At 43.3% G+C, this 26158-nt stretch carries 35 protein-coding genes; 10 read left to right on the top strand and 25 right to left on the bottom strand.

Annotated features, from left to right (window positions below; genetic code table 11):
• Positions 1–52 precede the first annotated feature (52 nt).
• The 14 genes from QUB24_RS09675 to QUB24_RS09610 form a co-directional block, all read right to left on the bottom strand.
• Positions 53–349: a hypothetical protein gene (locus QUB24_RS09675; protein ID WP_333152846.1), complete on the bottom strand. Its 297-nt coding sequence runs from the start codon at positions 347–349 to the stop codon at positions 53–55.
• 206 nt (positions 350–555) lie between these two features.
• Positions 556–963: a hypothetical protein gene (locus tag QUB24_RS09670; protein ID WP_333152844.1), complete on the bottom strand. Its 408-nt coding sequence runs from the start codon at positions 961–963 to the stop codon at positions 556–558.
• Positions 964–1134: 171 nt separating this feature from the next.
• A complete protein-coding gene (locus QUB24_RS09665) occupies positions 1135–1557 on the bottom strand; it encodes a hypothetical protein (RefSeq protein WP_333152842.1) in 423 nt (140 codons plus the stop codon).
• Positions 1558–1790: 233 nt separating this feature from the next.
• Entirely contained in the window at positions 1791–2177 is a 387-nt protein-coding gene (locus tag QUB24_RS09660; protein ID WP_333152840.1) for a hypothetical protein, read from the bottom strand.
• A 109-nt stretch (positions 2178–2286) separates the two neighbouring features.
• A complete protein-coding gene (locus tag QUB24_RS09655; protein ID WP_333152838.1) occupies positions 2287–2583 on the bottom strand; it encodes a hypothetical protein in 297 nt (98 codons plus the stop codon).
• Entirely contained in the window at positions 2580–3008 is a 429-nt protein-coding gene (locus tag QUB24_RS09650) for a hypothetical protein (protein ID WP_333152835.1), read from the bottom strand. The genes QUB24_RS09655 and QUB24_RS09650 overlap by 4 nt, the downstream gene beginning before the upstream one ends.
• 75 nt (positions 3009–3083) lie before the next feature.
• Positions 3084–3449: a hypothetical protein gene (locus QUB24_RS09645; protein ID WP_333152833.1), complete on the bottom strand. Its 366-nt coding sequence runs from the start codon at positions 3447–3449 to the stop codon at positions 3084–3086.
• Positions 3450–3511: 62 nt separating this feature from the next.
• Complete coding sequence (locus tag QUB24_RS09640; RefSeq protein WP_333152831.1) at positions 3512–3925, bottom strand: hypothetical protein; 414 nt, start codon at positions 3923–3925, stop codon at positions 3512–3514.
• A gap of 812 nt (positions 3926–4737) precedes the next feature.
• A complete protein-coding gene (locus QUB24_RS09635) occupies positions 4738–4896 on the bottom strand; it encodes a hypothetical protein (RefSeq protein WP_333152829.1) in 159 nt (52 codons plus the stop codon).
• 74 nt (positions 4897–4970) lie between these two features.
• Complete coding sequence (locus QUB24_RS09630; protein ID WP_333152827.1) at positions 4971–5666, bottom strand: hypothetical protein; 696 nt, start codon at positions 5664–5666, stop codon at positions 4971–4973.
• Positions 5667–5941: 275 nt separating this feature from the next.
• A complete protein-coding gene (locus QUB24_RS09625) occupies positions 5942–6124 on the bottom strand; it encodes a hypothetical protein (protein WP_333152825.1) in 183 nt (60 codons plus the stop codon).
• Positions 6125–6271: 147 nt separating this feature from the next.
• On the bottom strand, positions 6272–6394 hold the full coding sequence (locus tag QUB24_RS09620; RefSeq protein ID WP_333152824.1) for a hypothetical protein: 123 nt from the start codon (positions 6392–6394) through the stop codon (positions 6272–6274).
• Positions 6385–6702 (bottom strand): hypothetical protein, encoded by a 318-nt coding sequence (locus tag QUB24_RS09615; protein WP_333152822.1) that lies wholly within the window; start codon positions 6700–6702, stop codon positions 6385–6387. Before QUB24_RS09615 ends, QUB24_RS09620 begins: the two co-directional genes overlap by 10 nt.
• Before the next feature lie 56 nt (positions 6703–6758).
• A complete protein-coding gene (locus QUB24_RS09610) occupies positions 6759–7172 on the bottom strand; it encodes a hypothetical protein (protein ID WP_333152820.1) in 414 nt (137 codons plus the stop codon).
• A gap of 92 nt (positions 7173–7264) precedes the next feature.
• Between QUB24_RS09610 and QUB24_RS09605 the strand changes: the two genes are divergently transcribed.
• Together QUB24_RS09605 and QUB24_RS09600 are read left to right on the top strand one after the other, a co-directional pair.
• Positions 7265–8083 carry a DNA cytosine methyltransferase gene (locus tag QUB24_RS09605; protein ID WP_333152818.1) on the top strand — a complete coding sequence of 273 codons (819 nt, stop codon included), beginning with the start codon at positions 7265–7267 and terminating at the stop codon, positions 8081–8083.
• A gap of 26 nt (positions 8084–8109) precedes the next feature.
• Positions 8110–9243, top strand: coding sequence for a hypothetical protein (locus QUB24_RS09600; RefSeq protein WP_333152816.1), 1134 nt, complete (start codon positions 8110–8112; stop codon positions 9241–9243).
• A gap of 24 nt (positions 9244–9267) precedes the next feature.
• On the opposite strand, the gene QUB24_RS09595 is transcribed toward QUB24_RS09600, so the two are convergent.
• Entirely contained in the window at positions 9268–9699 is a 432-nt protein-coding gene (locus QUB24_RS09595; RefSeq protein WP_333152814.1) for a hypothetical protein, read from the bottom strand.
• A 108-nt stretch (positions 9700–9807) separates the two neighbouring features.
• Between QUB24_RS09595 and QUB24_RS09590 the strand changes: the two genes are divergently transcribed.
• The 4 genes from QUB24_RS09590 (at position 9808) to QUB24_RS09575 (ending at position 15179) form a co-directional block, all read left to right on the top strand.
• Positions 9808–10245, top strand: coding sequence for a ribonuclease H (locus QUB24_RS09590; protein ID WP_333152812.1), 438 nt, complete (start codon positions 9808–9810; stop codon positions 10243–10245).
• 92 nt (positions 10246–10337) lie between these two features.
• On the top strand, positions 10338–11756 hold the full coding sequence (locus QUB24_RS09585) for a hypothetical protein (RefSeq protein ID WP_333152810.1): 1419 nt from the start codon (positions 10338–10340) through the stop codon (positions 11754–11756).
• Position 11757: 1 nt separating this feature from the next.
• Entirely contained in the window at positions 11758–14451 is a 2694-nt protein-coding gene (locus tag QUB24_RS09580; RefSeq protein WP_333152808.1) for a hypothetical protein, read from the top strand.
• 152 nt (positions 14452–14603) lie between these two features.
• Complete coding sequence (locus QUB24_RS09575; protein WP_333152806.1) at positions 14604–15179, top strand: HU family DNA-binding protein; 576 nt, start codon at positions 14604–14606, stop codon at positions 15177–15179.
• A gap of 127 nt (positions 15180–15306) precedes the next feature.
• On the opposite strand, the gene QUB24_RS09570 is transcribed toward QUB24_RS09575, so the two are convergent.
• The 8 genes from QUB24_RS09570 to QUB24_RS09535 form a co-directional block, all read right to left on the bottom strand.
• Positions 15307–16146 carry an ATP-dependent DNA ligase gene (locus tag QUB24_RS09570; protein ID WP_333152804.1) on the bottom strand — a complete coding sequence of 280 codons (840 nt, stop codon included), beginning with the start codon at positions 16144–16146 and terminating at the stop codon, positions 15307–15309.
• Between the two features lie 15 nt (positions 16147–16161).
• Positions 16162–16992 (bottom strand): hypothetical protein, encoded by an 831-nt coding sequence (locus tag QUB24_RS09565; protein ID WP_333152803.1) that lies wholly within the window; start codon positions 16990–16992, stop codon positions 16162–16164.
• A gap of 8 nt (positions 16993–17000) precedes the next feature.
• Complete coding sequence (locus QUB24_RS09560; protein ID WP_333152801.1) at positions 17001–19151, bottom strand: hypothetical protein; 2151 nt, start codon at positions 19149–19151, stop codon at positions 17001–17003.
• A gap of 135 nt (positions 19152–19286) precedes the next feature.
• Positions 19287–19832, bottom strand: coding sequence for a hypothetical protein (locus QUB24_RS09555; RefSeq protein ID WP_333152799.1), 546 nt, complete (start codon positions 19830–19832; stop codon positions 19287–19289).
• Between the two features lie 116 nt (positions 19833–19948).
• Entirely contained in the window at positions 19949–20245 is a 297-nt protein-coding gene (locus QUB24_RS09550; RefSeq protein WP_333152797.1) for a hypothetical protein, read from the bottom strand.
• A 47-nt stretch (positions 20246–20292) separates the two neighbouring features.
• On the bottom strand, positions 20293–20586 hold the full coding sequence (locus QUB24_RS09545; protein ID WP_333152795.1) for a hypothetical protein: 294 nt from the start codon (positions 20584–20586) through the stop codon (positions 20293–20295).
• A 4-nt stretch (positions 20587–20590) separates the two neighbouring features.
• The gene (locus QUB24_RS09540; protein ID WP_333152793.1) at positions 20591–21079 is read right to left on the bottom strand and encodes a hypothetical protein; all 489 of its coding nucleotides are present in this window, start codon (positions 21077–21079) and stop codon (positions 20591–20593) included.
• Between the two features lie 200 nt (positions 21080–21279).
• Entirely contained in the window at positions 21280–21504 is a 225-nt protein-coding gene (locus QUB24_RS09535) for a hypothetical protein (RefSeq protein ID WP_333152791.1), read from the bottom strand.
• Between the two features lie 451 nt (positions 21505–21955).
• Between QUB24_RS09535 and QUB24_RS09530 the strand changes: the two genes are divergently transcribed.
• The 4 genes from QUB24_RS09530 (at position 21956) to QUB24_RS09515 (ending at position 24943) form a co-directional block, all read left to right on the top strand.
• On the top strand, positions 21956–22510 hold the full coding sequence (locus QUB24_RS09530) for a GIY-YIG nuclease family protein (RefSeq protein WP_333152789.1): 555 nt from the start codon (positions 21956–21958) through the stop codon (positions 22508–22510).
• 58 nt (positions 22511–22568) lie between these two features.
• Positions 22569–23042, top strand: a complete 474-nt coding sequence (locus QUB24_RS09525) for a hypothetical protein (protein WP_333152787.1) — start codon at positions 22569–22571, stop codon at positions 23040–23042.
• 82 nt (positions 23043–23124) lie between these two features.
• Entirely contained in the window at positions 23125–23487 is a 363-nt protein-coding gene (locus QUB24_RS09520) for a hypothetical protein (RefSeq protein WP_333152785.1), read from the top strand.
• A gap of 235 nt (positions 23488–23722) precedes the next feature.
• Positions 23723–24943, top strand: a complete 1221-nt coding sequence (locus QUB24_RS09515; protein ID WP_333152783.1) for a hypothetical protein — start codon at positions 23723–23725, stop codon at positions 24941–24943.
• A 103-nt stretch (positions 24944–25046) separates the two neighbouring features.
• Here the strand turns inward: QUB24_RS09515 and QUB24_RS09510 are convergent, their stop codons facing one another.
• Together QUB24_RS09510 and QUB24_RS09505 are read right to left on the bottom strand one after the other, a co-directional pair.
• Positions 25047–25175, bottom strand: a complete 129-nt coding sequence (locus QUB24_RS09510; protein ID WP_333152781.1) for a hypothetical protein — start codon at positions 25173–25175, stop codon at positions 25047–25049.
• 119 nt (positions 25176–25294) lie between these two features.
• Positions 25295–26065: a hypothetical protein gene (locus QUB24_RS09505; RefSeq protein WP_333152779.1), complete on the bottom strand. Its 771-nt coding sequence runs from the start codon at positions 26063–26065 to the stop codon at positions 25295–25297.
• Between the last annotated feature and the right edge of the window lie 93 nt (positions 26066–26158).

Here is a 26158-nt window from a genome sequence, read left to right as displayed (position 1 = left end):
ATCCCTGACAGATACTGAGGCTTTTCTTTGCTATCGATCGGTATCGCTAGAACTAAAATTCATCAGTTCTGTTGCTGTTGTATTCTTTCTTGTTGGCATAATATTCCGATCGAATTTGCAACAATTCGTTAGGTGTATATCCAAGGTGACTAACGAACTTATGGATTTCTGGCAGAAGCATTGTATGAATTTTGTACTCTAGCCATTCAACTTTGAAAAGCTCGTACAAATCTAAGCCTTTGAGATCGGTATCATTTTCAGATTTGAACTGTGACCAAGCTAGAATACGAATTGCATCTCTCAAATTGGATGCTTCTTTCTCTGATTTGGTCAAGATATTGATAGCCATGGTAAACCTCTAGGTAAAGTACACAAAATCTAACTCAATCCCTAATGGCGAAGCCCTACAAAACGGTTAACTTCACCATTGTTTCTTCATTCAGCGATTAGTAGATTAAGTCAAATACTTTCGATGGCTACGCCTCGGCTTACGCCTACGAAAAGAATCAAAAACATTTAACTTAATCTTACAATTGGCTGATGAACTAACTCACGCTAAAACAAATCGCCAACATCAAATTCTTCGTCAGGAACAGGAACATTGGTATTAGCAGATGAATCGTTGACTTTCCGAGTAGGAGTAGCACTAGCCGTAGCCGTAGAAGTAGCACTCGTAGTAGCACCAGAAGAATTGTTCTTCTTTGCATAGTAACTCGATCGAATGCTTAACAATTCTACCTCGGTAAACTCTAAACTTTTGGCGAAAGCGATAAGTTCTTCATACGTCATGTCATGAAGTTTCTCATCTTTCCATTCAGCATCAAACACTGCATAACCGCCATACTGGAGATCTTTCAGTGATTCTTTGTTGGTAGATTTGTATTCTTCCCAGGCAAGAATACGAAGCGCATCAAGCAATAAACTACGCTTTTTGGCAGTCTTGGACATGAAAACGATAGCCATGATAAATTCCTTTGGTGTAATGTACAGTGATTTTGGAAATAAGCAGAAAGCCTATCTCATTTCCCTATCGCGAAGCGACCCTAACAGAAAAACTACTGTAGGTTCTTTCAATTGAATTGATTGTTGAAAGTAACAAAGGCTGGATAGAATGTGTTTCTATCCAGCCTTTATCTACCATTCGATCGGCTCTATCATTTGCGATTTGTAGCCTTTCTTCTCGTTCAAAGTCCAAAGTACCAGGGAAAAGCGTTCAGGGGTAAGGATTCGTGGTACTGAATGGGTAAGCTTGCAGTTAAATTCGCAGATGTCGCCATCATTGAGTTTATGAAGCTTGCCATCGATCACAAATTCAGCTTCGCCAAGGTTTATGCTTACTGCGCGAGGCATTGCGTAGCCGTGATCTTTGTGAGGTCGGATTAAGCCGCTGCTGCCTCCTCTCTCAGAGCCGTGGTAGGTGAGTAAGCCTATGTTACTGCCAGGGTAGATTCGTTGGCAGAAGTTATAGAGCCGATCGTCAAAGTAAGCTGGTTTTACTTTGCCGTTGCCTAGATGTACTTCGTTAAAAAGCCAAAGCTCTAATCGCCGAGTGGTCAAGGTTGAATGGCTAGTCTTCATTAAAGGGATTAAGCTCCGGCAGTAATTGCGAAAAAGCTCAAGGTTTGGAATCTGTTTCTTTAGTCGTTTCATGCTAGTTACCAGTAAGGATCATTTCCTTATCGCGAAGCGACCCTCGCCAATAACCTCATTCTGCTTATTTTGGTTTTAGTCCAATTGCCGATGCACTACGTGCCCGCAAGCTACGTACAAGTTCGATCGGCAATTGGATATCAACGAATAACTCTTAACTTTGCATTTCGGGGTAATGTGATTATGCGAACTTTTGACGGGTGCATTCGTTGGATATTCGCTGATACTCCCTTAGTGCCGTTGTGAACTGCAAGCATATAATCAGCAATTCTTGCCATGTGTTCGTCCATTGCTGGATACTTCCCGACATACTTAAGCGGATATCCGTAGCTTTCAGTATTAATGGTTTGATAGACTGTAACTTTTTGATAGCCGATTTGTTGAAGAAACTGAAGCGCTAGTTTATCAAATCCCGAATAGTTTCCGATTACTATTTCGGCATTGAGACGACAAACATTTTGAATCCGCCATTTAATCTCATCGTTTAGTCGATCGATGTATTCGGTTCCAGTGAAAAATACTATCATTGTTTTCGAGGATTTAGATTGTTTCCTTACGGCGAAGCCCCTTCGACTAGCTTTCGGTTGATGATGGAAAGATAAACTTGCCATCATCAATCACTGTTTAGGTTAGCCGTTAATCATCAGCAAAAGTATTTGGATAAGGTTGTGCGATCGAGTAGTAGCATTCTCTGATAGTCAACAGTTGTTCGATGGTAAAACCTCTTTCTGTGGCTAATTGAGTAAGTTGACTCAAATCCATCAATCGAATCTTACTTTGTCTCCAGCGACTGTAAAATTGGGTGTAACGCTGGTTTAAATCTTCACGAATCGGAGGATTTGTGTCAAACACCTCCCATGCGAGCACCCGGAACGCATCACGCAGGCGTAGAGTTTTCTGATCAATTTCAATTTGTGTATCTACTTGCATCATTGTTTTGTCATCTCGTTACTTGTGGTGTTAGTTTTGGTGTTACTGGTGTAGAAAAGGTCATTGAGAAGCTGGATGAGAGTTTCTTTGTTGTCGATCGCGACCCTGAGTGCGTAAGGAAACAGCAAATCGCATTCAGTTTCAAAGTGAAGTTTTCCACTGAGACTATACGGTGCAAACGATACCTGAAGAAAACTCGTTCTAGGAGTTAGCACCAGTTGATATCTTCTGTCGCCTTTGTTTTTGTAAGCAACGTACTGCTGTTTGTTGAATCGCTCTAATTTGGTATTTTTTGCTATCCAAGACTCTGCGATTAAGAACAAACTTGTCCCACCTTCGATGCTTTTAATTTGGCTAGATACCAATTGAGGTAAACCGTCCACAACTTCAAATCGTTGAATCAAGTCGTAAACTATCCTGTCAGTCATTTTGATTCCTTGTGTGAGTTGGATTGTGTAAGTTTCTCCTCAAATAGTGAAGAGAAACTTACGTTTAGTAGATAGCTACTTTTTCTTACAACGAATTACTTCAGCAACAAACTCAGGACTTAACCCACGGACTTTGATTTCAAATGGAAAAGCGCTAACACGTTTGGATTTTCTCGGTTCGGCTTCTTTCTTCAGTGTGTAACCGCCAACTGTAGCTACCAAGTTTAGATATGTAGTAGCCTCGGTTTTCGATCGAATCCCTATGTACGTGATAAACGATTCAAATCCTGAAGCAGCATCCGGCATTTCTTCCCAATTGAATTGATTATTGGTGGTGCCGACAATCGTGATTCGATCGCTCAATTTTACTACAACGTAACTGCCGTGCGGTGATGTTTCGATAACTTCACCTTCAACACCTGCGAAATTGACCTTTTCCATGATTCAGTTTCTCACTAAATAAATAACTCAACACTTCAAAGCGAAGCAAAACATTAACAACCTTAGAAACAGTTTCTTGATTTTGTTTTCTTGATTGCTAGTGTTTCTGATTCTCTGTATGTTGTAGTAGCAGAAACAGGGAATAGAACAAACGACTTGAAACGGGCTTGATGTTGAATCCTGTGCTGATTACCGATCCAATTAAACACCTTTTTGATATACTTAATCCGCAGATGTTGAAGATTGATGGAACCTTGCGAATATTCTTGCCACAATCCTTGCTGTTGAAGGTGCAGACACAAATAGAAAGCGTAATCTGGTAAAACTAAAACTGGACATTTGATGCCTGTGAGGTAAGGCTGAAATTCCTTAACTGGTTCCCCTAACTTATGTGTGCTACCTTTATTTATCAGCCAGAAATCCGCTTCGGGGAAATTGTTTTTCACAATCCAGTCAAACAGTGATACGTTTTCCATTTCGTTTTGGGAATAACATCACTTCCCCAAAACGAAGTATTTTTATCTGTCTTTCTTCAATTTAACTCTCACATCTATAGCCTATGGGTACCTATATGTACCTGTACATAACGCACATGAGCATCACATAAGAAAAGCCAGAAACAGAAACGGGAGATGTTTCTATTTCTGACTTAAAAGTTAGATGGCGCTATAGATTTCCCAGGACAGAAGTTTTTCTGTAGTTCCTTGTTCAGTTTCAACAATATACTCAAAATACTGAGCAATGGTTACTGAAAGTACGATCGATTTAACTGTAACTACCCCGCAAACTGTCACATAACGGCTACCGACATGGATGCGGTCGCGGTTGACACATAACGGGAGTTCGCAAGAGAATTGACGCTCTCAGGGCTAAAGCCACTGAGATTCTGCTGACAGAATAGCTTTAGTTATTACTAAAGTTTGATTCTCGCTACGGTGGTCAAACACCGTCTACTTAGTCACCCAAATCAAGTTTAGGTTTCTAGCTACTTTTCCGTCTTAACGTTTTCTGAACCATCACGCTTGCCAAGATGCGGTACGCTCAACAACCTGCTATTGCTTGCCCTTTACTGTCATACTGTCATCAAGCTTGCACTTGACCGTTGTTTCCAGGGGCGGGAATTTCTCCGTACTAGGATGTCTCAACACGTAGATGTTTGTTCTTACTCACTTCTCAAACATAATACAATACTTCAGCCAAAATAGAAATAAAGAAAAACACGGGGACTGAAGTCCCCCGTGTCGCTTACCTCTCAGGACTAAAGTCGCTGAGTTTCCCGCATCCCGTATTAATTTTTATGATATTCCTTCCTACCATCTACGAAAACATAGACACCGCCTCGCCAAACCAAATTCTGGCTAACCGACAAATCAAACTGAGACTGGTCAGGGCGGGAAATCTGTGCAACTATCTTCTTACCTGTTGGTGTAACGGTAATTAAACTCATATCAAAACTCCCTGTGGCAGAATGTGGGCATAACTCACGTCCTTACCGCAAAGCGTTTTTTGTTACCGTTTCTGTTACGCTCCCTGTTTTGTTTCTGTTTTTGTTTCTGTTACTGCTTTTGTTTCTGAGGGTTGAGAGTTTTTCCAGGGTGCAAAGATTTCGGTATCCTGGAAAAGCTCTTGAGGACTGATGGTAGAGTTAGGACGTTTGAGGATGCCTTTATCTCGATAAACTTGTTGCTCATCCAAAACATACGCAACAAGTTCGCTACAAATCCATTTATCAGGGTTATCAAGCAGGTTGCCTAACAGTTCCTCAAACTTTCCGGTGAGCAGTCGATCAAGCACTCGACCAGGAAAACTGCCTGAAAGTGCTTGGGTTAAGATGGCTCCAAAATCGTACTTTTTGCCGACTTCGAGACTGGCTTTGTGTGCGATCGCATTACCTACCGCATCGTTGAAAAGTATGGGTTTGCGGAAGAAGATTTGACAGTTAGGGTCATTGAAGTATTTGCTTAAGGTGCAAACTTTGACTGTGTTATTTATCTTGTCTGCTTCTATACATTCATCCTCATCGGTGACAATCAGAGTATGAGTTGTGTGGATATCACTGATGGTATCCCAACCTGTAAAATAAGCGATACCGATCGATGTTAAATCCGTTCCTTTGTTGAGAAATCCAATGTACCCAGTTTTGTAATTCACTTCATAATCTGGGGCTAAGTCTGTTACTTGGATTGCGGGTTTTTCAGCAGATTTTGGTGTAAACATGATAGCTATACTCCAACTAATTTAGTTAGAGTATAGCAGTTTTAACTATGGATTATCGGGTATTCTGACCAATACCATTCCAAGAATCTTTTGATGAATTGAGCAGTAGGTAAGTCGTATGAACTCACATACCAAAGAAATAGAGGCTCATCTCTATGTTTCTCACAGAAACGAAGGAAGTGTCGATTAACTGTTTGAGTTTGAATTTTATGCCAAATAATCTGGCGCTTTTCCTCAACACTGTTGCCCTCGAAGTAAGTTGCTAAATTGGTCAATTACTTGCTCTGCTTTCTTGACCAAGTAGATAACGCAAATTCTTTGCCTTCATAAGCAACGCAGTAATGATTGTTGAGAAGGTCACTATCAACTCGCTTGCCATTTCGATCAAAATAGGTTCCTGCCCGACGGTTAACATCATAAGGAAAAAGGCTCATGGGATTGATGTGAATTTCTGACATGATTCTCCTTGATATTAAATTGCGGTTTTCGATGTTGCGGGTATAATAGCGATGACAGCTTCTTACCAAAGACTAAATTGTGGTATCGCTGACAAAATTCGGCCTCTTACCAGGAAAGGAATTAATCAATTTCCTGGTACAGCCGAGCTAATTTAGAACTTGATTTGCCACATAATCAACGCATCTGGCGATAAGTTCAGCATGGGAACGATCGGAAATATAAATCAGCTTCAAGTCACCGTTATCTCGGTAAGCATGAGCTAATTCCATAATCGTAGGCGTAAGCCGGGGCGTAGCCATCGAAAGATATCTGAATCAGGCACTAAATTAGGCTCGTAGAAACCTTTTAATCTGACTTTGAAATATCTGGGTAAATGCTTCTGGATTTGTTGCCATAGCATTTGCCTATATTCCTCAACAGAAAACTTGCCTCGCCAAAGCGGAGAATTGTCTAGTTGGTCATACTGATCGGTTAGACCTTCACTGACATTGAAAACTTCACGGTCAATATCGATCGCAAACTTAACTTTTTCAGTCGTGAATTTGTCGAAATCAAACTTTTCTACGGCAATAGTCATAATAGTTACAAGTGACAAGTCACTTCCTTACCGCGAAGCGACCCTCACCCGCAACTTTAACTACCTCCTATTCTGATGATTTTAGTTTTGTTTCCAGTTCGATGGCGCGTTCGCGCCCCGCAAGCTACGATATTGTCTTTGGTTCCGCGACTGATGCCGTCCCAGAGGGCTAAACCGTAATCGCAAACTGCACACATTGCTTTGTCCCGATCTACATAACTGCCTGGAACTCCAACTGTCTGAAATCCAGTAACGTTTCTTGGTTTCCCGTTTCCCGACCAGAGAGCGAAATAGACCTGAACATTTAGATAATTGCTGTTGCGGAGATATTCTTGAACTAGCTTATCAACTCCTGACGCATCACCTAGAATTATGGAAAACTTAAGCTCCATTATGCGGTTGAGAGATGCCACTCCAGGGCCGATATCTTTGATTAAGCGACTGCCAGAAATCATTACAATTTTAGTCATACTTTTGCCTCAAAACTACTTCCCAAACACGAAGTGAAAATGATAGAATTAAAATAAAGTCACTAACATGAAACTGAAATGCGTTCATTTGTATGCAAGCGATTAGTTTATTTTCAGGAATTGGAGGATTTGAGTTAGCAGCACAATTAGTTTTTGGCGAGCGATATCAAACATTTCAATTTGTCGAAATTAATTCTTATGCTCAAAAAGTCCTGCAATCCCACTTCCCTAATATCCCCATCTGGTCAGATATCAAAACGTATCATCCACCCAAACTCAGACAACTCGGCTTTCCTACGATGGTCATTGGCGGTTTTCCTTGCACAAATACATCAAACGCAGGAAAGAAAGAAGGATTGGCAGGCGCTGAATCAGGATTATGGTGGGAAATGTACAGAGTCATCGTTGAAGCCCAGCCAGATTTTGTCATTATTGAAAACCCAAAAGGAGTCATTCATAGAGGCTTGCGAACAATCTTGGGAGCCTTGCAAATGGCAGGATTTGACACAGAAGTTGAAGTTATCAGCGCGTCGGAGTGCGGTGCGGTACATGAGAGGCAAAGAGTCTTTGTCATTGCCTACCTGCACAACCTTGCCCTCCAGCAACGGAAAGGGTGGCAGGGCTGGTCAGAACAGATTGGAAGAAGTATTGAAATTGCAAGGTCGTTTACCAGCTACCCAGAAACTGAATCCAGAACTGTGTCTGTGGATGCTAGCGTTTCCCCTTACTTGGCTGGATTGCATTATGAAAACTGGTGGAGAATGAATCCGTCACCAGTCAGCCCAGGAGTAGAACCAAGGACTCCGGGGAGAGCACAGGCAATAACTCTGACGGGTTTATCAATCTGCATCCCACAAGCCACAGTTCCGCTGATGCGTCTCCAGTTCTTAGCTCACTTACTTTTAGGATGAAACTCATGGTTAGAAAGAAGAGAAAAATGAAACAGAAACCAAAAACATTTGATATGAGTTATGGTCGGACACTCAATCTACAGTGCATCATCGACAAATCACAACAGAGTGACGCTCATGGCATTTATTTAGAAATCGATCGAAGAAAAGACAAACAATATCGCCTAATCTCCGTTCATGCCAAAATCGTTGATGCGTGGAGAATTGCTTTGAATGGAAACTCGCTCTTAGAAAGTTCCAGCTTCAGTTACTCCAAAACTAACGATGAAATTACTCAAGAGTTCATCCATAAGTTAGTCGAAACTTACGGTGACTATGATTCAGATGATGCTCAGTATCTGCCCAAGGGTGATAATCGAATTATTTTACCGTGGCTGTTGTCTGGTGGAAAACCAGACGACCCGAATATCCCTGAAGGAATCACGATCGAAGTAATTAACCCGCCTGTGACTAAAAAGTGGAAGATTTACCATCGGGAGTGCAGCCATCCTGATTATGCAAATGGGATGTATGCGATCGGCACGTCAGACACAGAAGTTTTGCTAATTCAAGACACAGAATCTGTGATTATCAGCAATACTTACATCCTGGCTGCTTATCTGGCAGATCACTTGAATGATACCGACCACAGTGAAAGATACTTGGCTCAGGTGGAAGTCGATCGACTATATGCAGAAGCACAGACAGTTTTCTGTGTGGATATCCAAAAGGTAGACCTTAATGGCGAAAAAAAGTTTAAAAATAATATTTCGAGATTTGATAGTTGGAGGGGTCTTTTTACCACAGATGGAACTCCAATTACCAGAGCAGCAATTTGGGGATGCGATACCGCTTTAATCTGTGGAGATTATATCAGATTTGACAAAGGAGTGTTAGCCGGAAAAATTTATTATCCTACCTCTGTCGAAGGCACAGAATTCTACTTTAAAATGCCATATCCTGCTTGGGAGGGGGTTGCTAAACATAATGGTGTAGCTATGCCTCTATTTCCCAAAATAGAGAATGATGTCGCAATTGAATTTTGGGATTGGGTACGTGATAACAATATTGTCCCTAAAAAAGTTGATTGTCCCTTTGAGGCGGGTCGTCTTCTTACTCAAGGAATTGTTGCAGTATTTGTCTATCCACACACAAATAGACCAAGAATGGATTGTAATTAAACCCAATTCTGTAGCTAAGATTTTCTACAATGACAAAACCCGTTGAAATTCCTTAAGCACATATTTCAAGAATTTTGGATTTTGGCTAAGGATTCTTAAAAATCTGTCAGGCAAAGTAGTAAAACCTTGTTGATATAACGTTTCTACCAGAAAGAACACAGCATATCCAAAGTAAAACAGCTTAGGAGCTATATCACCCTCTGGCGTAAATCCTTCAGTAGATATGAACGAATTGCCTTTAGTATCGACATACTGAACAAGATAGAGAACTCCGCCACCATTTAGGTCTAAGGGTTCTCTATTATTTTCTCTCAAGTTTCCGTTGGGTCGATTAAGTCTAAACTCATAATACATTTCTCTAGTTAGATTTTTCATGTGGTCTAACTGTTGGGTTAGTCTTAAATTTTCTGCTTTAATTTGCAAGTTTTCTATCAATAAATTGGTGTATTCTGACATACTAATTTGCTGATTTATTTGCTATATTATACCAAACTATAAGTAACAACTGTTCATAAATAAACTGCTTCGCTATGGAGTTTTGATGTCTTTTTTTGGGAAAGTCTTATGGTTGCCGTACAAAATTCAACAGAAACTCAAACAAAACCTGTAGTCAATATTCATTGTGATGGTGCTTGCTCAGGAAATCCAGGGCCCGGTGGCTGGGCTGCAATCCTCACAATTCCTGGTAAGTCAACTAAAAAAGCGATTAGTGGTAAATCTGACACAACTACTACTAACAATCGCATGGAACTAACAGCAGCGATCGAAGGGTTAAAAGCTCTCAAAAAGCCCTGCACGGTTACGTTATTTTCGGATTCAACCTATGTCATCCACACTATGACCAAGAGTTGGAGACGTAATGCTAACCAGGATTTGTGGGAGCAAATAGAGCAGCTAGCTCTTACTCATGAGATTACCTGGATTTGGCTACCACGGAATTCAACCGCTGAGCTAGATGAGTGCGATCGATTAGCCAAAGAACAAGTCATCAATTCACGGTAAAATTACGATTAAAGCTCTCAAAAAGCATCTTTGGCAGTGCTTAATGTAGTGCTAAAGATGCTAAAATAGAGTTATTTGTAGTGGACAAAACCATGAGTCAATTTGATTATCTGCAACAACAACTGGCTAACAGTGTATGGGCAGGAAAGGAAATATTAAAAGTAGCGGATGTAGTGAATGAGGGGGTGGCGAGAGGAAAAGAGTGGTACTTTAGTCTGCCTCAGATCCAATTTATAATGAGCACTCCAGTAATGGGAGGAATCAAAGCTTTACTAACGGCATCTCAAGATATAGGAGACACGGTACAGGATTGCTGCTTAGTATTTCTGGAAACGGTGAATGGAGTTAACCGTGCCTACAACAGCAAAGCATTCACGAACTTAGCAGGGAAAGGTCAGCAAGAATTATCAAGTCTCCTTCCGAGTACAAGACAGCGACTGATTTATGAAGCATCGGTGAGTGCGTACAACGAATCGCTGAATTTACCAGAGTTATCAGTAAAAATTGCAACGATCGAAGCTGAAATTCGAGCAATTCAATCAGGTGGACAACCAGCAGAAGAACAACTAAATACATGGAAAACTGAAGCAATTAGTAGAGTAGAGCAACTTAAAGCTGAGATTTTAGCAACGATCGAATCACTGACCGGGAATCCACGCCGGAACGCTCGCACACGTATCCGACGGGCCGAAGCGGGGCGCATCGCTATGACAACAGGCACAATTCCTAACATCATTGCTCACAATCCATACACCATCACCTCCCTCTACAATCACTCCATCAGTTCCATTTACCGTCATCCACCCGTGTTGAACACTGCATTAGTGCCGATCGCAGTGGGCGGTGCAGCTACGATTACAGGAGCAGTCGGTGTGCTTACCAGTATAGCAAGTTGGTTACTCAGTAGCTTTTTCTTGAAATCGTTCAATATTCCCGCAGTTTTGTTACCAGCTTTGACGAATACAGTGGTGTCGATCGTACTCAAATTATCAGGAAGTGCTGGCGGTGCTGAAGCAGTTCGTTATTTTGCAGCCTCGGCTCTGAAAGCTGGAGCAAGTCTGTTACCTAAGATTTTCGGAGTGACAGGAATGCAAGCAAGCGGATGGGCATATCTGATGGCTTGGGCTTTGCCTATAATTGGAGCTGCCGTGATTATTGCCACCGCCATGAGAAACCGAACCGATCTCGCAGAATTCCTTTATGTTTTTGCTGATATTGGGAATGCAGAACCAAGAAAATTTAACTTGTCCGTAGCTCATATGTATGACACGAATCAAGTTGAAATTCTTGAACAGTTAAAAACCTTAGCAAAATCATTGATAGAAAGAGCTGTTGTGCCGATCGAAAGTATCATTGGAGTCGGCTTAAACAGCAAAAGAGAATATATCATTGCCTATGATTTGATGCTCCCAGATAATCCAGTCCTGATTCCTAAAGACGACATTCAAGCTAGGTTAGGGACGGATAAAGCTGCTAGAATAACATCAGGAAAATTCTTTTTTACTGATTGATATGCCGACGGATTACCAATTACAATATTCTTGGGTAGACGAAAGCCTAGGTCAAATTGAAACGATCGCCGTTTGGTCAGTTTGGGATTGTGTTACCAAACAATGGTCAAATGCTCCTAAAGTGACTCTTAGAAATACTCTCCTTTCTGGCTGGCATCAAGATGCTGGTCGAGAGCGTTTCTGCATTGGAGAAGTCCCCGAAGATACCAAAGATGCCTCTCTTTTAAACCCTTTTGTAGCTAATAAGAACGATCGATACACCTTAGACTTAGCCAGCAACTCTCGCAACCACGGACGCTTTACTTTTAATCTGGCTCCAATCGGTTCTAACTATTATGGAACCAAAGGAACCGAACAATGGAAACGCATAATTTACGGTAGCATTATGCACACCGGATGCAAACTATTAGTCGGTCGCGAGTTCAGTTTTATTATTGTTGATGACACCAAAAAAGATGAGAATGGAAACCCCCAAGATGACCCCACAAATGGAAGACACTGGAATAGCGGAGATAGTCATGGCAAAGCTTCCAAGGAATTTATGCGAATACTTGGAACAGGTGATGTTCACTTGCCAAATGACGAAGGAATTCCCCTTCAGTTTCGGATTGCATCGTTTAAGAAATGGGTAGCAAAGGGGACGATCGCCTACAATCCAGAACTAGACGACTCTGGCTATGATTTAGTCATTCCTTGGAGTTCTCTAAAAGGTAATAAACCAGCCCTCGGAAACTACAAAGAGAAACTGTTGTGCGGACTGGTCTTTGAAGCCGAGCAGCGCACTGCCAAAGCAGGTTGGATGCTATTCCAATGGTTCAAATTTGAAACTCTGGAACAAGACAAAATTATTAGCCGACTCCGAGCCAAATGTGAAAAGCTAGTAGCAGCAACTAACTCAATTCAAGCTCTCGCTAAAGAGTTAAGAATCCATCAGTTTGAAGCAGAACAGGAGCGCGAACAGGGGGAAAGCATTCAGTCAGAGGCAGAGTATGTAAACACAGCAATGGAGATAATTAAATATGACATAAAAGGTAGACTATTGTTGCATCCATATATCACAGGGAAAGTAGCAGAAAGACTGCGAGCAGTTTGGTTGAATTTAGCAAAGGCTGCGGGGGTTCGTTTCTGGTCACTGATGTCGCAACCGGATGAATATTTCCAAAAATATGAAAGTACCAGTAACGGAAAAACTACTTTTACAGAGAAAGTTTTTTGTGCACCTGGGATGGCTCCTGGCGAGTACATCGTATTTTGCAACCCCATGAGGCATTGGGGCGATTGCCAACTCTGGATTAATCGCCATGAGGGAACCTATGCCACAGGTTACGGTCTGATGGCAGCATCGACCAAACTCATGCTGAATTTGGGGAGAGATTTTGACGGCGATTTTGTTCAACTGATTCGATCGAAAGAATATCCCGCACTCCGAGATGCGATCGCCAACTTTGACAAACCGCCCGAAGTCGAAAAACTTCCCAAAATGGCACTGCCGGGAACTTTGCAACAGGTAGCCATCAATTCGATGAATGACAGCACCGGGATTGTGGCTTCACTTCTCGGTCGCGCCAGAGGTGCAGGTGCTGAAAATATCGTTCTCAATATCCCACCAGGAGGAATGCAAACTGAGCCAAAAGAGATGGCTATCATCAATTTCCTGAGTCAGGAACTTCAAATCGCGGTTGACTCCCTCAAATCGGCATATCCCAACAATGACAAGGGTTTACAGGCAGTTACCGATTATCTCAACAGTCTGGGAGATGCAGGTAAAATTCCGTGGCTCAAAGACTTTAAAGAAAAGGATGTTTACCTAAGCCGACCCTGTGCCGTTACCGATGATGCGATCGACACTATTTCCAGACTCGTCAAAGTGGTTAACTCCTACTGGCGACCAGCTCAGCTAGAAACTAATATTGATATCAACTCTTTTGAGAATGCACTTTTTGTGGGAGTTGAAGTTACCAAAGAACAGCTCGATTTTGCATTTGAACAGCGCAAAGGATATGCAAGAGAAATGCAAGGTGCGATCGCCTGGAAAGAGCAAAACGATGGCGATACTACCAAAATCCGCGAGGTTTCTGCCAAATATCAAGCTCTCAAAGAGTCAGCACTTGAACAATTTGCCGATGCTAACGGTCAGCCCTACACCGATAAATCCTGGGCTGCTGCTTACTGGCGCGCTGTTCATACCGGAGCCGGAGAGCTGAGCACCGGAGCGCTGGTGTTTAACCTATTTAGAGAAGAAATCGTGACTGAATTGCAAGAAAACCCTGATACTTTGCCGTATTTCAATGTGTTCAACGTTCACAAACAAGAACCCAATGTCTGGAGCCGAGGTGAATGGACTGGACAAAATGTACTCATCCGCATTGTCCAGCGTCTTAAACCTGCTGTGGGTCAGCAAGCCGCACGGATGGAATTAGCGATCGATATGAGGTATCCCGAAAGTACCAAAAATATCGGCTATTTCCCCCTTGGATGGGTTGGCGAAAAGTATCGGAGTAAAGTTGCGATCGGTGAAACTCGTGAAATGCGGATTTACACAGATGGCAAATACATGGATGAAGCGGGTAGAACTATTACCAAAACCGCTCGTTTATTCAATCAATCCATGACTCAAGAACAGATTGATTTCTTAAATGGCAAAATGCCCGCAGGTCTTTATACCCCTGAAGATTTTGGTTTGCCACCTAATTAATTATGAGTGGTATTTACGATAATTGGTAAATACTACCAATTTCATGCCCATTTCATGCCTAAAAATGAGAAAAATGTTTGTGATTTATTGTGCTTTTAAAATAATTAAGGCATAATCAAATCAAGCGTCTATCTCAATCCCAATTTTGAATTATGACTTCAGTTGTTGAAAATCTCCCATTTGGAGAAGTTATCTCCAGTGTCGTAGCTTCTCTAGAAAGCGGAAAGGATATCAAAATCGAAGGGTTTGGCACTTTCTCATTGATTGAAAAACCAGAACGGGAAGGACGAAACCCCAGAACAGGTCAACTAACCACTTACAAGCCTACTCGCCGACCGAAAATCAAGTTTGACAAGAAGTTCCTTGAAAGGGTTTATTCGGGTGCAAGACCTTCTGAAACTTCGACTGAAACTTCGACTGAAACAACTTCAGTAACACCTCCTGTAGCAAGCCCCGCAACGACTCCATCTCCCACAGCAGCTCCGGTAGCAGCTCCCACAGCAGCTCCGGTAGCTCCTGTTTTGCCTCCTCCAATTCCAGCAGAATTGCTTATGCCTGCTCAACCACCGATGCTGTGGCAAATTAAGGCTCCCGATAATTCATTTGTCGAAGTTCCGAGCAAGGAACTATCTAATTGGGGAGTTGGTGCAAATACTCCAATTTACTCCGTTGCTACTGGCTGGAAATTAGCAGGTCAAGTCCCTGAACTTGTAGGGATTGTCAAATAAGAATAGTTTTCGCTCAACTGAATCGGCGACGAACGAACTGCACAAAAAAAACCTGAGTGACTGCACCCACGCTCAGGTTTTTTTCATGTTTCTTGTTTCTAAAAATTTCTAACAATTGCTAAGAAGTTTAAACAAAAGCAGAAAAAACAGGATGTCTCAAAGCTCCAGTAGCAGTAATCCCAAGATGGATGACCTCGACTATTCTGCCCATATAATTAGCTTGGTTAGCCCAGATAGTCGATCGCTCAGCATCCGTAAATCCAGTCCCGACTCTGGCTTTGACAATTCGCTCGTTGAGATTGCCGCCAACTAATAGATTGCCCAACGACGCAGAATATTTCCCTGAACCTTTGGTGAACCCGGTAACGGGCAAGCGGTCTTTCACAAAATTCTTGACTTTCAAAAGTGCGATCGATCGACCCTGGAAATAAACTGAGTTCGGATTCCTCAACATTATCCCTTCAGCCGATTGCCCCGAACTCTTGACAAAATCTGCTTCAGCTTGGATAACCAAAGGCTTATTTTCAATCAACTTCTGAGGAACGTAGCTAACCTTCCCCATTGCCGGAAAGATTTGCTGAACCTGGCTATATTCGTCTGCTGCTAGGATGTTGGGATATTGAGTGAACCCGATCGCAAAGATGCGGAATTCCACCCTCTGTTTTGCTTCGACAACGGTTGCTGTAGTTTTGGTCGAGCGGACAGTTCCAGAAATTCTATCGAAAGGCTCTCCGGGAATGTACAGCTCACCGTCCAAAAATGACAAATTGTTGGCTAACCGGATGCTTTCACAGATTTGCTCAATTTCGGTCAATCCTGAATATCGAGTTAATCCCGATCGACTCCTCAATCCATTTGTCGGGTTTTCGTACAGACAGCGCACTCCATCCAGTTTGGGGCTACTGAGCCATTCAGCAACACCATAGTTTTTGGTGGGACTGTAAGTATTTGCTAATTGCAGTAACATCTTTGTTATTCCTCATTAAACAAATCGACCCAAAGCAGGGCTTCGGAGATTGCCTGTTGATGTCAAACCCATGTAAACTATTTGAACTTGTTTGCCGATATAAGAATCTCTGTTCATCCACAAATCCTGTTCCTCTTCATCGTTCAAACCATAAACACGGGAAACTTTATTAACTCCATCCACTGTTCTTTCAACTGACATATAACTGACGTAACCCACTATTAGATTTTGTGTAAATCCAACAACAGTAAAGATTCCGCTTGTTATGCCCTTGACTTTGAGAAGATTATCCGATCGAACTCCAGAATAAACTGAGTCCAGATTTCTGAGGATGATTCCTTCAGTTCCTCCAGAATTAAGAACGGTTGCTTCATCCAGAACGCCTAGAGGTGTGTTCCGAATTAGTTTTTGAGGAATCCGACTAATCATTCCTTGTGCCGGAATGATTTGTTGCATGAGATTCATCATCTGTTGGGCTGTTAGGGCGGGATTTGTTGCCGAACCAACAGCAGAAACTCGGAATTCAACAGCAAATTTTTCATCAAGTTCGTATGTAGATCGATCGCGAATTAATACCGTAAGTTCTGGGAAACTTTTACCAGGAATGAACAACTCACCGTCAATGAAAGACAAATTGTTAGCGTCACAGAGACTGCGACAGGCTAACTCAAGTCGATCGAATCCTACAAATCGCGTGGTCAAAGTCTGGCTTCTTAATCCGCGTGAGATGCCGTCGCGTGTGTAAATACAACGAACTCCGTTGAGTTTAGGAGTGCTTAACCAAAATCCAACCATGTATTCTTTAGCTGGATTGTAAGTATTAGGAACTTCTGCAACAAAAGTCATGGTTGTTCTTAGTTAACTGCCATTATGAAATTGCTAACACATCGAATTTGTTCATTGATAGTTTTGTCAAACATCAACGCTAAGTCTCGGTTATTCGGCTGGAATCTCATCAAACCCCATTGACCAGTAGCAGCAATTGTTAAGTCAGGCTTGAAAATCATTGCTGTAGAATGGAACCAGGTGTTAAAGACAGTAGCTGGCATATTTCCACAGATAATCATGCCGGAAATGTTGGCGTATTGGATAAGCACATCTACGTTAACTCGAACTAATTTGCCACAGGTTTGATAAGTTACGTTACCTGTAACATTCCACGATAAAGGCAAAGAAATTGGTGCTGACCAAACAATTCCGGCTGGCCCTGGCTCTCCTTTCGCACCTTGAGGCCCAACAGCACCCGGAATGCCCTGAATTCCTTGAGGGCCAGTTGCACCAGTTGCACCAGTTGCACCAGTTGCACCAGTTGCACCAGTTGCACCAGTTGCACCAGTATCACCTTTAGCTCCGATATCACCTTTGGGGCCAGTCAAACCGATCGCTCCAGTGGCTCCGACATCACCTTTAAGACCTTGAGGCCCTTGAATTCCAGCGGGGCCGGGTGTACCTTGCAAGCCTTGAGGGCCAGTCAAACCAGTGGGGCCGGGAGTTCCGGTATCACCTTTGGCTCCGGGAAGTCCTTGGATACCTTGGTCGCCTTGTTTTGCTCCTAAAGTCCAGGCGAGAGACGGCGGTTGAGAGTTGATGTTTGGAGCATTGGCAATGTAAGAACTCCCACCATGTGCAACGGAATCGAACATGGCGTAGTTGGTGGTTGCGTTCCAATTTCCACGCCAAATCAAACCGGGTCGCCCTTGTTCGCCTCGGATTCCTTGAGGCCCTTGAGCTCCTGTTGCACCTACCCCACCAGTAGCGCCAACGGGCCCAATTTCACCGACTGCACCGGGGATACCTTGTTCACCACGAGGGCCAGTAGCGCCAACTAAACCTTGCTCACCTCGATCGCCTTTTTCGCCTTGAATCCCTGGAGGCCCCACAAAACCTGGTTCACCGGGAACGCCTTTGGGGCCAGCAGCGCCGGGAATTCCTTGCACACCTTCTGGCCCTGGACTGCCCGGAGCGCCTGGTAAACCTCGTTCACCGGGGACGCCTTGAATGCCAGAATTTCCTTGAGGGCCGGTAAGTCCGATCGGGCCCGGTGCGCCCTGTAAACCCTGACTACCTTGAGCTCCAGGCTCGCCTTTTTCACCTGGTAAGCCTGCTGCACCAACAGCACCCGGAATTCCTTGAAGTCCTTGAGGCCCGGTGTCACCACGATCGCCTTTATCGCCTTTAGCACCGGGGATACCGGGGATTCCTGATTCACCGCGATCGCCTTTGTCACCAGCGGGGCCGGGGATACCGGGTAAACCATCAACACCGGGAACGCCTTGAATGCCTTGCATCCCTTGAGAACCGGGAATCCCTGGAATTCCTTGAGCGCCAGCAGGGCCAGTCGCACCGGGAACGCCAATATCACCACGATCGCCTTTATCACCTTTCGGGCCGGGTTCACCAGGAGGGCCAGCGGGGCCGGGTTCACCAGGAGGGCCAACAATGGCAGGTTCTGGGGGAATGAGAGCAACATCGCGAGTCGCGGTGGCAAGAACGCTGGTACCGAGCATGATGTCCGCTCGGAGAGTTCCATTTTGTGTGATGGGTGCCTCGAATGGAACCCAGGGACTTTCTTTGATAATTGCGCCATTCAAAGTGAATCGAACAAAACCGTTAGTTGGAATGTGTTGAGCATCAGCAACTACGACGGTTTGCCCTGAGTAAAGAACAGGAGCGCGTAAGGCAATTGTAGGAACATTGACCTTGACTTCAAAATTGAGTTGAGCAGTCGATCGAACTATAACAGGAGCTGTACCGCTGATGTCTTCAGCTTCAATGACATGAACACCTGCGGTATTAATTGGAATTGACATTCCAAATTGATAGATAGGTGCAGCAGTAGTTCCTACATTTGTGGCTGTGGTATCTGTGCCGACAACTACACCATTCAATTTGAAACGAACATCGGTATTGGTGTTGGTGGGAGTAACTGCTGTAACTGGGAGAGAATAGGGCAATCCTCCAACTTGAATGCTGGGTTGAGTGGGAGATGTGATTCTAATTGCCATTAGCTTAACCGCCTAAAATTTGATAGACAAACAATCCCTTTCTTGGTATCGGCATACCAAGAAAGAGATTATGGAAGCGAGACTGAACCTAGCTTTGAGAGAAAAGAGTTTGAGTTTCGCGCGTCTGGTAAAGAATCAGGTTTGAATCAACACAGTCTGAGCAATAATCAACTCAAGTTCCATTGACTCTCCGACAATCATGAGACTGGTGTAAGCGTCGGGAGTTGGACTAGCATCATCAGAAACCCGGATAACTTTGGGATTCTGTAACTGGCTGAAAACTTGGTAAAGTTCAGTCAGATATTCGATCGCTTCGATCGGCATTAAAATGCCAAAAACCGCCTCTGCCGGAACAGTTCCCTCCATCGTCAGCCCTTGATTTTGGGTGACAGTCGCTAACTCAGTCAGCGCATTTCTAATCAAAGGCTGGAAGAGTTCATCAAGGGTTTGATAAGAAATTGCCCGATTTGCCGGAGCTTTGTAAGTAGGGGCTTCGGGATTGAGTGCCTTGATTGCAGCTCTCCGCATTGAAGCATCTCTGGAGAGGATAGCTACGTCATCAAATGGCAACTTCGCCCTTCTAATCGCCAACAATGAATCGCCTTCGGATTGAGGCCAGAAATTGTAATCGGCAATTGTCGCTCGCAACAATTTTGTGGCTAAGCCTGCTGTTAACACCATGTCAGTAATCAACTAATAAATTATTTTTTAGCTTATATCCCTTTTCTGTTTTTGAGTTTATACACCAAAAACTTGACTTTTATCCCCATTTGTTATAGAGATAAAAGCCAAAAGTGTTAATCGGATTCTGACCAATTGACTAGAATAACAGAAACAGAATCTGTGGGAAAATTATTAGCTTTGAAGTTTTGCTGTAGAGTCGCAACTACTTGTTCTGCCTTTTCCTTAGACTCAAAGAAATAGGCTTCTTCAAAATCAGTAATCCATTCAGGATTTTCATAGTCAGCCAAGAACACAATGCTACCATGCTCGGTGGCAGCACCCAGTGAATAATAGGCGTAACAGATAACAAATCTGTGCTGAATCAAAGAAGAAGCATCAGCATTAGTGTCGGGAACGGGGGAATTGAGCATAAAAAAACCAGTAGCGAACTGGTAAACCGCTGCTGTCGGGTAAAAACTTAAGAAATAAGAGGCTGGAAAGTGTGAATTCTTGTCCAATCGAAACTGTTTCCGATGTAACTGTCGAACAAATGACTGTCACCGCGAAACAAAACCTTGTTGGCAGGAAACCAATGACTTTCGCCAGTAGAATCTCGAACTAAGGTAAAGGAACCGGAATAGCAGGGGACGATTGGAAGTTCAATTGCACCAACCGCCCAACCGGGACACCAAACATTTCCATAGTGAAAGAAACAGTCTTTTGGTTCAGGAAACCAAGTAATGTGTTCTTGAGTAATTTTTAAGGTTTCCATAGAGTTACCAGACAATTGCACTGAAAGTATGAATCTTTGTCCAATCGAAACAATTCGCTGAGTAAGTATCGAAAAGGTGAGTTTGACGATGATTGCCGTCTCGAATGGCAACATTTTTAGTAGAAACCCAATGACAGCCACCTTCAGCATCACGAACCAAAGTCAGGCAACGGGAATAGCTAGTAGGAATCGGGAGCTCAATTTGACCCATTGCCCAGCCAGGACACCAGAGAGAGGGATTGTACAAGAAGAAACAATCTTTGGGTTTCAGAAACAAATCAATGTGTTTCTGAGATGTTTTCTGTTTTTCCATCGTTTCCACTGTTTCTATCGTTTTTCCTTGATTCAACTTCTGCAACAGCTTGATTGAAAGCTTCATCGGTGGGTTCTTCAATGATACCGAGAGAACAAAACCATCGATCGTCCGTGATAGTTCGTCCGCCTCGGCAGATGGTTTTCTCTGCGCTATGGCATAAGTGCTGGGAGCCGCCATTGAGAAGTTGATCGTAATAATATGTGAGTCGTAGCTTGCGGGGCGCGTAGCGCCATCGGGGAGAGTTCGATTGGTTCTCTTCCAGCAAACGGGCAGGAATAGCAGCAGTTTGCTGGTACATTGTAAGCACTTAAATCTCTTGCCATGTGTTTTAGGGTTAGTATGAGTTCTGACCTCTCATTAGAATGAGTGGTCAGTAGTTAAACAGATTCTGCAATTTTATATGCTGCTAGATAGATGGCATCGGTACTTTGGGGGTGTTTGCCTTCTATCTGGTCGCTTATGGCTAGGGCTATTTTTATTCTTTGAGCTTCGGTTGGCGAAGGAAGCAGTTGGTTCTGAAAATAGTACCCCGCAGTGGAATCAAATAATCTGTCGAGGTCAGTTTCATATTTCAGAAACTTTACTAATTCCTCTGGATTCATGAGTTTTCCGATTGAGTTTCCGAAAGTGGGGAACAAGTCGATCGTCCCGATATTGTGCATTCAACTGTTTCTGGGATTGATAAAGAATGATGAGGATAAATTCTCATAGTTAGGGAGTTAAAACATCATCACCCCAAAGCGAAGCATGATTTTCCTTGTTCATGGATTGTCAGCCCGTAAGCGCAAAAGGTAACGTAGCATTTCTTTATGAAGAGCTAAGAATCGATCGAATAGAAGGGCAAAGTGAATCCGACAGTTTCCGAACCGCCAAGAAATCTGTGACAGAATCTCAAGATTGTGGTGATATTTTCAACAACTGCTGTCATCAGTTTGGTATAATTGTGACACTATCAGTTCCATATTTGGAAACATTACTACTGGGAGCGTGGGGTTTGGCAGAATTTCCTTGAGCTAAACTTACAGCAGCGATCGTCCAACAATCTTTAAATCCGTGGCGCAACTCGAACTCTTCCCTGAATTCCAACCCAAATCCAGAGTCCCGAAATCTCCTCAGTTAACGATGAGTTGTGAGGCTCTGCATTCTTGGAAACAGCGCATCCTTGAACATCAACAATCTCAAGGTGCTGACCAACCGCGACAGGGAAGTCTATTCGATTTAGCGCCAAATCTCTGTAATGCTGATAGCATTGACCCGTTTACCTTGGAACTGCACAATCTCTCATTCTGTGAGAAACCGGATTGGGGCGATCGCACTTGCCTCTATTTTGTCATTGACAACGCGCTTCCCCTGCTGCTGTACGTAGGAGAAACGCACCGAACACCGAAACAGCGCTGGGCGAACCACTACTGCTACAACTACGCTGGCAATTACATCGAACTGCATCGGCGTTATTCCTTGGATGTGGCTGTGGGTATCGCATTTTGGTACGGAGCACCGAGTAATCGAAAGCAGCGGTTACAGTTAGAATCAGAGCTTATTTATAAGTGGAAGTCGCCTTTTAATAAGGAGTGCTGGCAGTGGTGGGGACAACCGTTCGGTAAGTAAAACTGCTGGAATTTGGTATTTTAAAGTTAGAAACCGTATAGCCATCCCCGAATAAAACATGGATCGATTTGAATTTCAGCTAACCATGCTGCAACAAGGAGCAGAGGAACTAGAGATAAAAATAGCTAACTTCAGTACAATTTTGCAGCAATTAAAAACTGCTGCAATTACTATTTGGGTAGCATTAATCGGTTGGGTGTTTGCCAGCAAAATAGATGCGTTAGTTCCGCTGGGATACGTTATAATTTTTGGTTTTTGGTTTTTAGAAGCTACATATTGGAGGGTACAATTTTATTATATGCTAAGAGCCGCTGCTGTTACGGAATTCTTGAATGACGAAAGCGCCTTAGATAAAAGTTTTAATGCCCGTTCGATACCAGAAGGTCTAGTTCACCCGCTCGGTTCTTTGAAAATATTTAAAATGCCTTCTTTAGGTCGAGCTATGTGCGCTCCATCACTGTATATTTTTTATACGTTTTTGTTGGCTGTTAATTCGATCGTTTGGTTGATAAGTTTTAAAACCGCTCTCTAAGTGGGCGAGTTCCGAACGTGCGATCGACCGAACAATATCTTTCCTCCCAACTAGCTAGAAGTAGACGCATCTCCATCGACCCATGAAAAAGTACCTCAACCTCGCCACCGCCATCCTCGCATCACTCAAGCCTAAATCCAAAATACCCATAATCGACACCTACGGTGAATCCACGCTTAACCAAGATGAGCAGCAAACCCTGATAGAATCCTTGTTTGCCAGTTTGATGGGCGTTGGGTACTTCGGCAAAGCTCACCTCATCTGGGATGATGGCAAAGACAGAGAGCGGGAGATATTCACCGCATTGATGAGAAACGAGCCGATATTCCTGTACCGCCAAGGGGTGCGGCCTACCCCAACGGTTGAAGGATACTGTTGGCGGCTCATTGGCGAACATCCGAGTTTGAGGGTGTATGAGTTAGTGGTGGAAGTTGAGGGAGATTGATGGCGATCGATAGCTTACTTGAGAACTTGACAAAATTGCTGTTTTAACCTTTGTTGCCCATTATTAATTTTTATTAGGAACTAAAATCACATTCGGAGCTAGCTTTCTCATAAAAATAGCTTTGACTCTGTTAAGAAATAAAACAAGAGAGAATAGAATAATGTAAATTCGGATACAAATATAAGGGATAACATCTAACCTACTTTGATTTGTTTCTTCATTCTGAGGTTTTCCTATGGCGATCGAACTTTCAAGTCTAACGTTTACAAACGGGGCTGATGTTGTCCCAGCGTCGGGGGTAGAGGAAATACTCAATACAGGTGTTGCTAATACTCTGGGTGGCAACGACATAATTGCTGGTACAGGGAAAATTGTTACCGGAGTCTACAGCAACAATTTTTTCTTTGTTAATATTAGCGGACTCTATAACAAGGGCACGCTTAATACCGCCAATGGTAACGACATAATCACGGGCACCGTCAATGGCGATGACGTATTCCTTTACGATTCCCATGCTGGTATTTTAAACAACTATGGAACTATTTATACCGATGATGGTAACGACATAATCACAGGAATTCTCCAAACTTCCGGCTCCTATAACTCTCCTACTGCTGGTATTTATAGCCACTATGCTACCATAGATACCGGGGATGGGCATGACATAATTACTGGCAGTGTTGAGGAAATAATTACTGATAAAAGCCAGGTAAGCGCGGGAATTAGAACCGAGTATGGCACTATCGATACTGGTAATGGTAACGACACAATTACGGGTACTGGCATCAAAGATTTGGGTATAGCTATTAATTACGGCACCTTTGATACGGGAAAGGGCAATGACATAATCACAGGTATTGGCAGGAGTGGCATCAACAACTTTATGGCCACCTTCAATACTGGGGACGGTAACGATATAATAACTGGCAGTACCAACGAATTATATGGCTGGGGTATCCGCAACTCTGGCTCTATGGATACTGGCAATGGCAATGACGTAATCACTGGCACTAACATTATCGGTGGTGGTGTCGGTATTTGGAACGAGGAAAACGGCAACATCGATACTGGTGATGGTAACGACATAATCACTGCCATTAGCCAGGGAGGTCTTTACAATTTTGGTAGCATTAATACTGGTAATGGTACCGACTCCATCATTCTTGAGGGATATAATCAGATTGGTAGCGTATTTTTAGGAGATGGTAAAGACTATTTTAAGGGTTTTGGTAGTGGTGTTTTAAATGGTGGAAACGGTAAGGACATACTGGAATTAACGTCGGGGTCGGGAAGTTATATCGTTGGTATATCGGGAACAACGGTGAAGTTCACTCAGCTTAATGACGTTGGGATAAATGACATTTTGATAACTTCCGAGTTTGAAGAACTCATAGCTGGTAGCACAACCTATGACTTCAACCGTCTAACCAACGGTCAGATAATTAGTGTCGCCTAGCAGTTTATGTGAGGAGAAGTAGAGGACAGCTAACAGAAAAGTTGGGCTGTCCCACATTTCTTGTCCCTCACATGAGTGAGCGATCGCCTCTACACACCACAACTCACCCAGCGTCATTACCACAAACAGTTTCAGGAGTTTCAGGAGTTTCAGAATTTCCAGAGCGATCGCCTCTAAGTCCGCTGTCCCAACGCAGCAATCGGCTATGCCACCTTTGTAAACTCTGGTTCATTGTCCAGTAGCCTCGGCTCAAACTGATGAAGTTGCAGGTATAATTTGAAGGGAATGGAGGGCGATCGATAGCTATAAAAACAAGAAAGCCCCAGCCTTAAACCGAGGCATTATAAACCATTATTTCAGCTTCAAAGCTCTATTTTGCACGCTTATCAGCAACCTTTCAGCAGTTTGTTGGATGGCATCATCTGGGTGCATATCCTGAATGTCAATCAATCGGATAGCCGTATCTTCTACTTCCTGAAGCAAAATCAATTCATCGGGAGTCAGCGCATTTCTCAAATCATCTCGATGAACGCCCAAATCGTCAGCTAATTTCTTGGCTTTGCGTCCGAACACAACTAAAGTTACTCGTTGACTGGCATTGACGTAAAGCCATTTACGGTTGTTTTCAGAGAGTTCGGGATGGCGATCGATGTAGCTTTTGATGGCATCTGTGAGTCTGCGTCGTGTTTGCTTGCCTGCAAGTCGAGCGATTTGCCATTCTGCTAAAGCTTTGGTTTCTTGCGGTTGCCAACCCGTGATAGTTTGAATCCAAGAGCGCACCCCAAGCTTGGCAAATCTGCGGTAACTGTACCGCGCGGTGTCGTTTGGGCGCTGGGATTCAAAAGCGTACCACTCTAATACGATCGCACAGACCTCATCTTTGACGATGGTTGCGTTCTTAAACTGTTTGACACTCGTTGTCACTATCAACTCTTTGCCCTGTAAAGGTTTTAGGAAATCAGGACAGTCACTCGTTGACACTGAATTGATAAGTTTGTCTATGGCTTGACGAGTAACACCGCAGAGGCGAGCCAGCCCCGCTTGACTCATCCCTGACTCGCCCGTAGCCTCAACGGTAAAAAACTCTACGCCATCTTCGACAGCGCGGATAATCTGCATCATAATAAGGATTGCTCCATTTGAACGTGTGAGCAAATACCTGCAACGTTGACCGTCCAAAGTAAGCGTTGCGGGTATTCTATTTTAGGTCTTAAC

The sequence above is a fragment of the Microcoleus sp. B9-D4 genome (genome assembly GCF_036705105.1).
Taxonomy (GTDB): domain Bacteria; phylum Cyanobacteriota; class Cyanobacteriia; order Cyanobacteriales; family Microcoleaceae; genus Microcoleus.
Note: the sequence above shows the minus strand (reverse complement) of the source record. Positions and strands in the feature narration are given on the sequence as shown.

Excerpts from the sequence above, each read along its gene's own strand:
- QUB24_RS09675 (WP_333152846.1), bottom strand. The coding sequence starts at position 349 with ATGGCTATCAATATCTTGACCAAATCAGAGAAAGAAGCATCCAATTTG.
- QUB24_RS09670 (WP_333152844.1), bottom strand. The coding sequence starts at position 963 with ATGGCTATCGTTTTCATGTCCAAGACTGCCAAAAAGCGTAGTTTATTG.
- QUB24_RS09660 (WP_333152840.1), bottom strand. The coding sequence starts at position 2,177 with ATGATAGTATTTTTCACTGGAACCGAATACATCGATCGACTAAACGAT.
- QUB24_RS09655 (WP_333152838.1), bottom strand. The coding sequence starts at position 2,583 with ATGATGCAAGTAGATACACAAATTGAAATTGATCAGAAAACTCTACGC.
- QUB24_RS09650 (WP_333152835.1), bottom strand. The coding sequence starts at position 3,008 with ATGACTGACAGGATAGTTTACGACTTGATTCAACGATTTGAAGTTGTG.
- QUB24_RS09645 (WP_333152833.1), bottom strand. The coding sequence starts at position 3,449 with ATGGAAAAGGTCAATTTCGCAGGTGTTGAAGGTGAAGTTATCGAAACA.
- QUB24_RS09640 (WP_333152831.1), bottom strand. The coding sequence starts at position 3,925 with ATGGAAAACGTATCACTGTTTGACTGGATTGTGAAAAACAATTTCCCC.
- QUB24_RS09635 (WP_333152829.1), bottom strand. The coding sequence starts at position 4,896 with ATGAGTTTAATTACCGTTACACCAACAGGTAAGAAGATAGTTGCACAG.
- QUB24_RS09630 (WP_333152827.1), bottom strand. The coding sequence starts at position 5,666 with ATGTTTACACCAAAATCTGCTGAAAAACCCGCAATCCAAGTAACAGAC.
- QUB24_RS09625 (WP_333152825.1), bottom strand. The coding sequence starts at position 6,124 with ATGTCAGAAATTCACATCAATCCCATGAGCCTTTTTCCTTATGATGTT.
- QUB24_RS09620 (WP_333152824.1), bottom strand. The coding sequence starts at position 6,394 with ATGGAATTAGCTCATGCTTACCGAGATAACGGTGACTTGAAGCTGATT.
- QUB24_RS09615 (WP_333152822.1), bottom strand. The coding sequence starts at position 6,702 with ATGACTATTGCCGTAGAAAAGTTTGATTTCGACAAATTCACGACTGAA.
- QUB24_RS09610 (WP_333152820.1), bottom strand. The coding sequence starts at position 7,172 with ATGACTAAAATTGTAATGATTTCTGGCAGTCGCTTAATCAAAGATATC.
- QUB24_RS09605 (WP_333152818.1), top strand. The coding sequence starts at position 7,265 with ATGCAAGCGATTAGTTTATTTTCAGGAATTGGAGGATTTGAGTTAGCA.
- QUB24_RS09600 (WP_333152816.1), top strand. The coding sequence starts at position 8,110 with ATGAAACAGAAACCAAAAACATTTGATATGAGTTATGGTCGGACACTC.
- QUB24_RS09595 (WP_333152814.1), bottom strand. The coding sequence starts at position 9,699 with ATGTCAGAATACACCAATTTATTGATAGAAAACTTGCAAATTAAAGCA.
- QUB24_RS09590 (WP_333152812.1), top strand. The coding sequence starts at position 9,808 with ATGGTTGCCGTACAAAATTCAACAGAAACTCAAACAAAACCTGTAGTC.
- QUB24_RS09585 (WP_333152810.1), top strand. The coding sequence starts at position 10,338 with ATGAGTCAATTTGATTATCTGCAACAACAACTGGCTAACAGTGTATGG.
- QUB24_RS09580 (WP_333152808.1), top strand. The coding sequence starts at position 11,758 with ATGCCGACGGATTACCAATTACAATATTCTTGGGTAGACGAAAGCCTA.
- QUB24_RS09575 (WP_333152806.1), top strand. The coding sequence starts at position 14,604 with ATGACTTCAGTTGTTGAAAATCTCCCATTTGGAGAAGTTATCTCCAGT.
- QUB24_RS09570 (WP_333152804.1), bottom strand. The coding sequence starts at position 16,146 with ATGTTACTGCAATTAGCAAATACTTACAGTCCCACCAAAAACTATGGT.
- QUB24_RS09565 (WP_333152803.1), bottom strand. The coding sequence starts at position 16,992 with ATGACTTTTGTTGCAGAAGTTCCTAATACTTACAATCCAGCTAAAGAA.
- QUB24_RS09560 (WP_333152801.1), bottom strand. The coding sequence starts at position 19,151 with ATGGCAATTAGAATCACATCTCCCACTCAACCCAGCATTCAAGTTGGA.
- QUB24_RS09555 (WP_333152799.1), bottom strand. The coding sequence starts at position 19,832 with ATGGTGTTAACAGCAGGCTTAGCCACAAAATTGTTGCGAGCGACAATT.
- QUB24_RS09550 (WP_333152797.1), bottom strand. The coding sequence starts at position 20,245 with ATGCTCAATTCCCCCGTTCCCGACACTAATGCTGATGCTTCTTCTTTG.
- QUB24_RS09545 (WP_333152795.1), bottom strand. The coding sequence starts at position 20,586 with ATGGAAACCTTAAAAATTACTCAAGAACACATTACTTGGTTTCCTGAA.
- QUB24_RS09540 (WP_333152793.1), bottom strand. The coding sequence starts at position 21,079 with ATGGCGGCTCCCAGCACTTATGCCATAGCGCAGAGAAAACCATCTGCC.
- QUB24_RS09535 (WP_333152791.1), bottom strand. The coding sequence starts at position 21,504 with ATGAATCCAGAGGAATTAGTAAAGTTTCTGAAATATGAAACTGACCTC.
- QUB24_RS09525 (WP_333152787.1), top strand. The coding sequence starts at position 22,569 with ATGGATCGATTTGAATTTCAGCTAACCATGCTGCAACAAGGAGCAGAG.
- QUB24_RS09520 (WP_333152785.1), top strand. The coding sequence starts at position 23,125 with ATGAAAAAGTACCTCAACCTCGCCACCGCCATCCTCGCATCACTCAAG.
- QUB24_RS09515 (WP_333152783.1), top strand. The coding sequence starts at position 23,723 with ATGGCGATCGAACTTTCAAGTCTAACGTTTACAAACGGGGCTGATGTT.
- QUB24_RS09510 (WP_333152781.1), bottom strand. The coding sequence starts at position 25,175 with ATGAACCAGAGTTTACAAAGGTGGCATAGCCGATTGCTGCGTTGGGAC.
- QUB24_RS09505 (WP_333152779.1), bottom strand. The coding sequence starts at position 26,065 with ATGATGCAGATTATCCGCGCTGTCGAAGATGGCGTAGAGTTTTTTACC.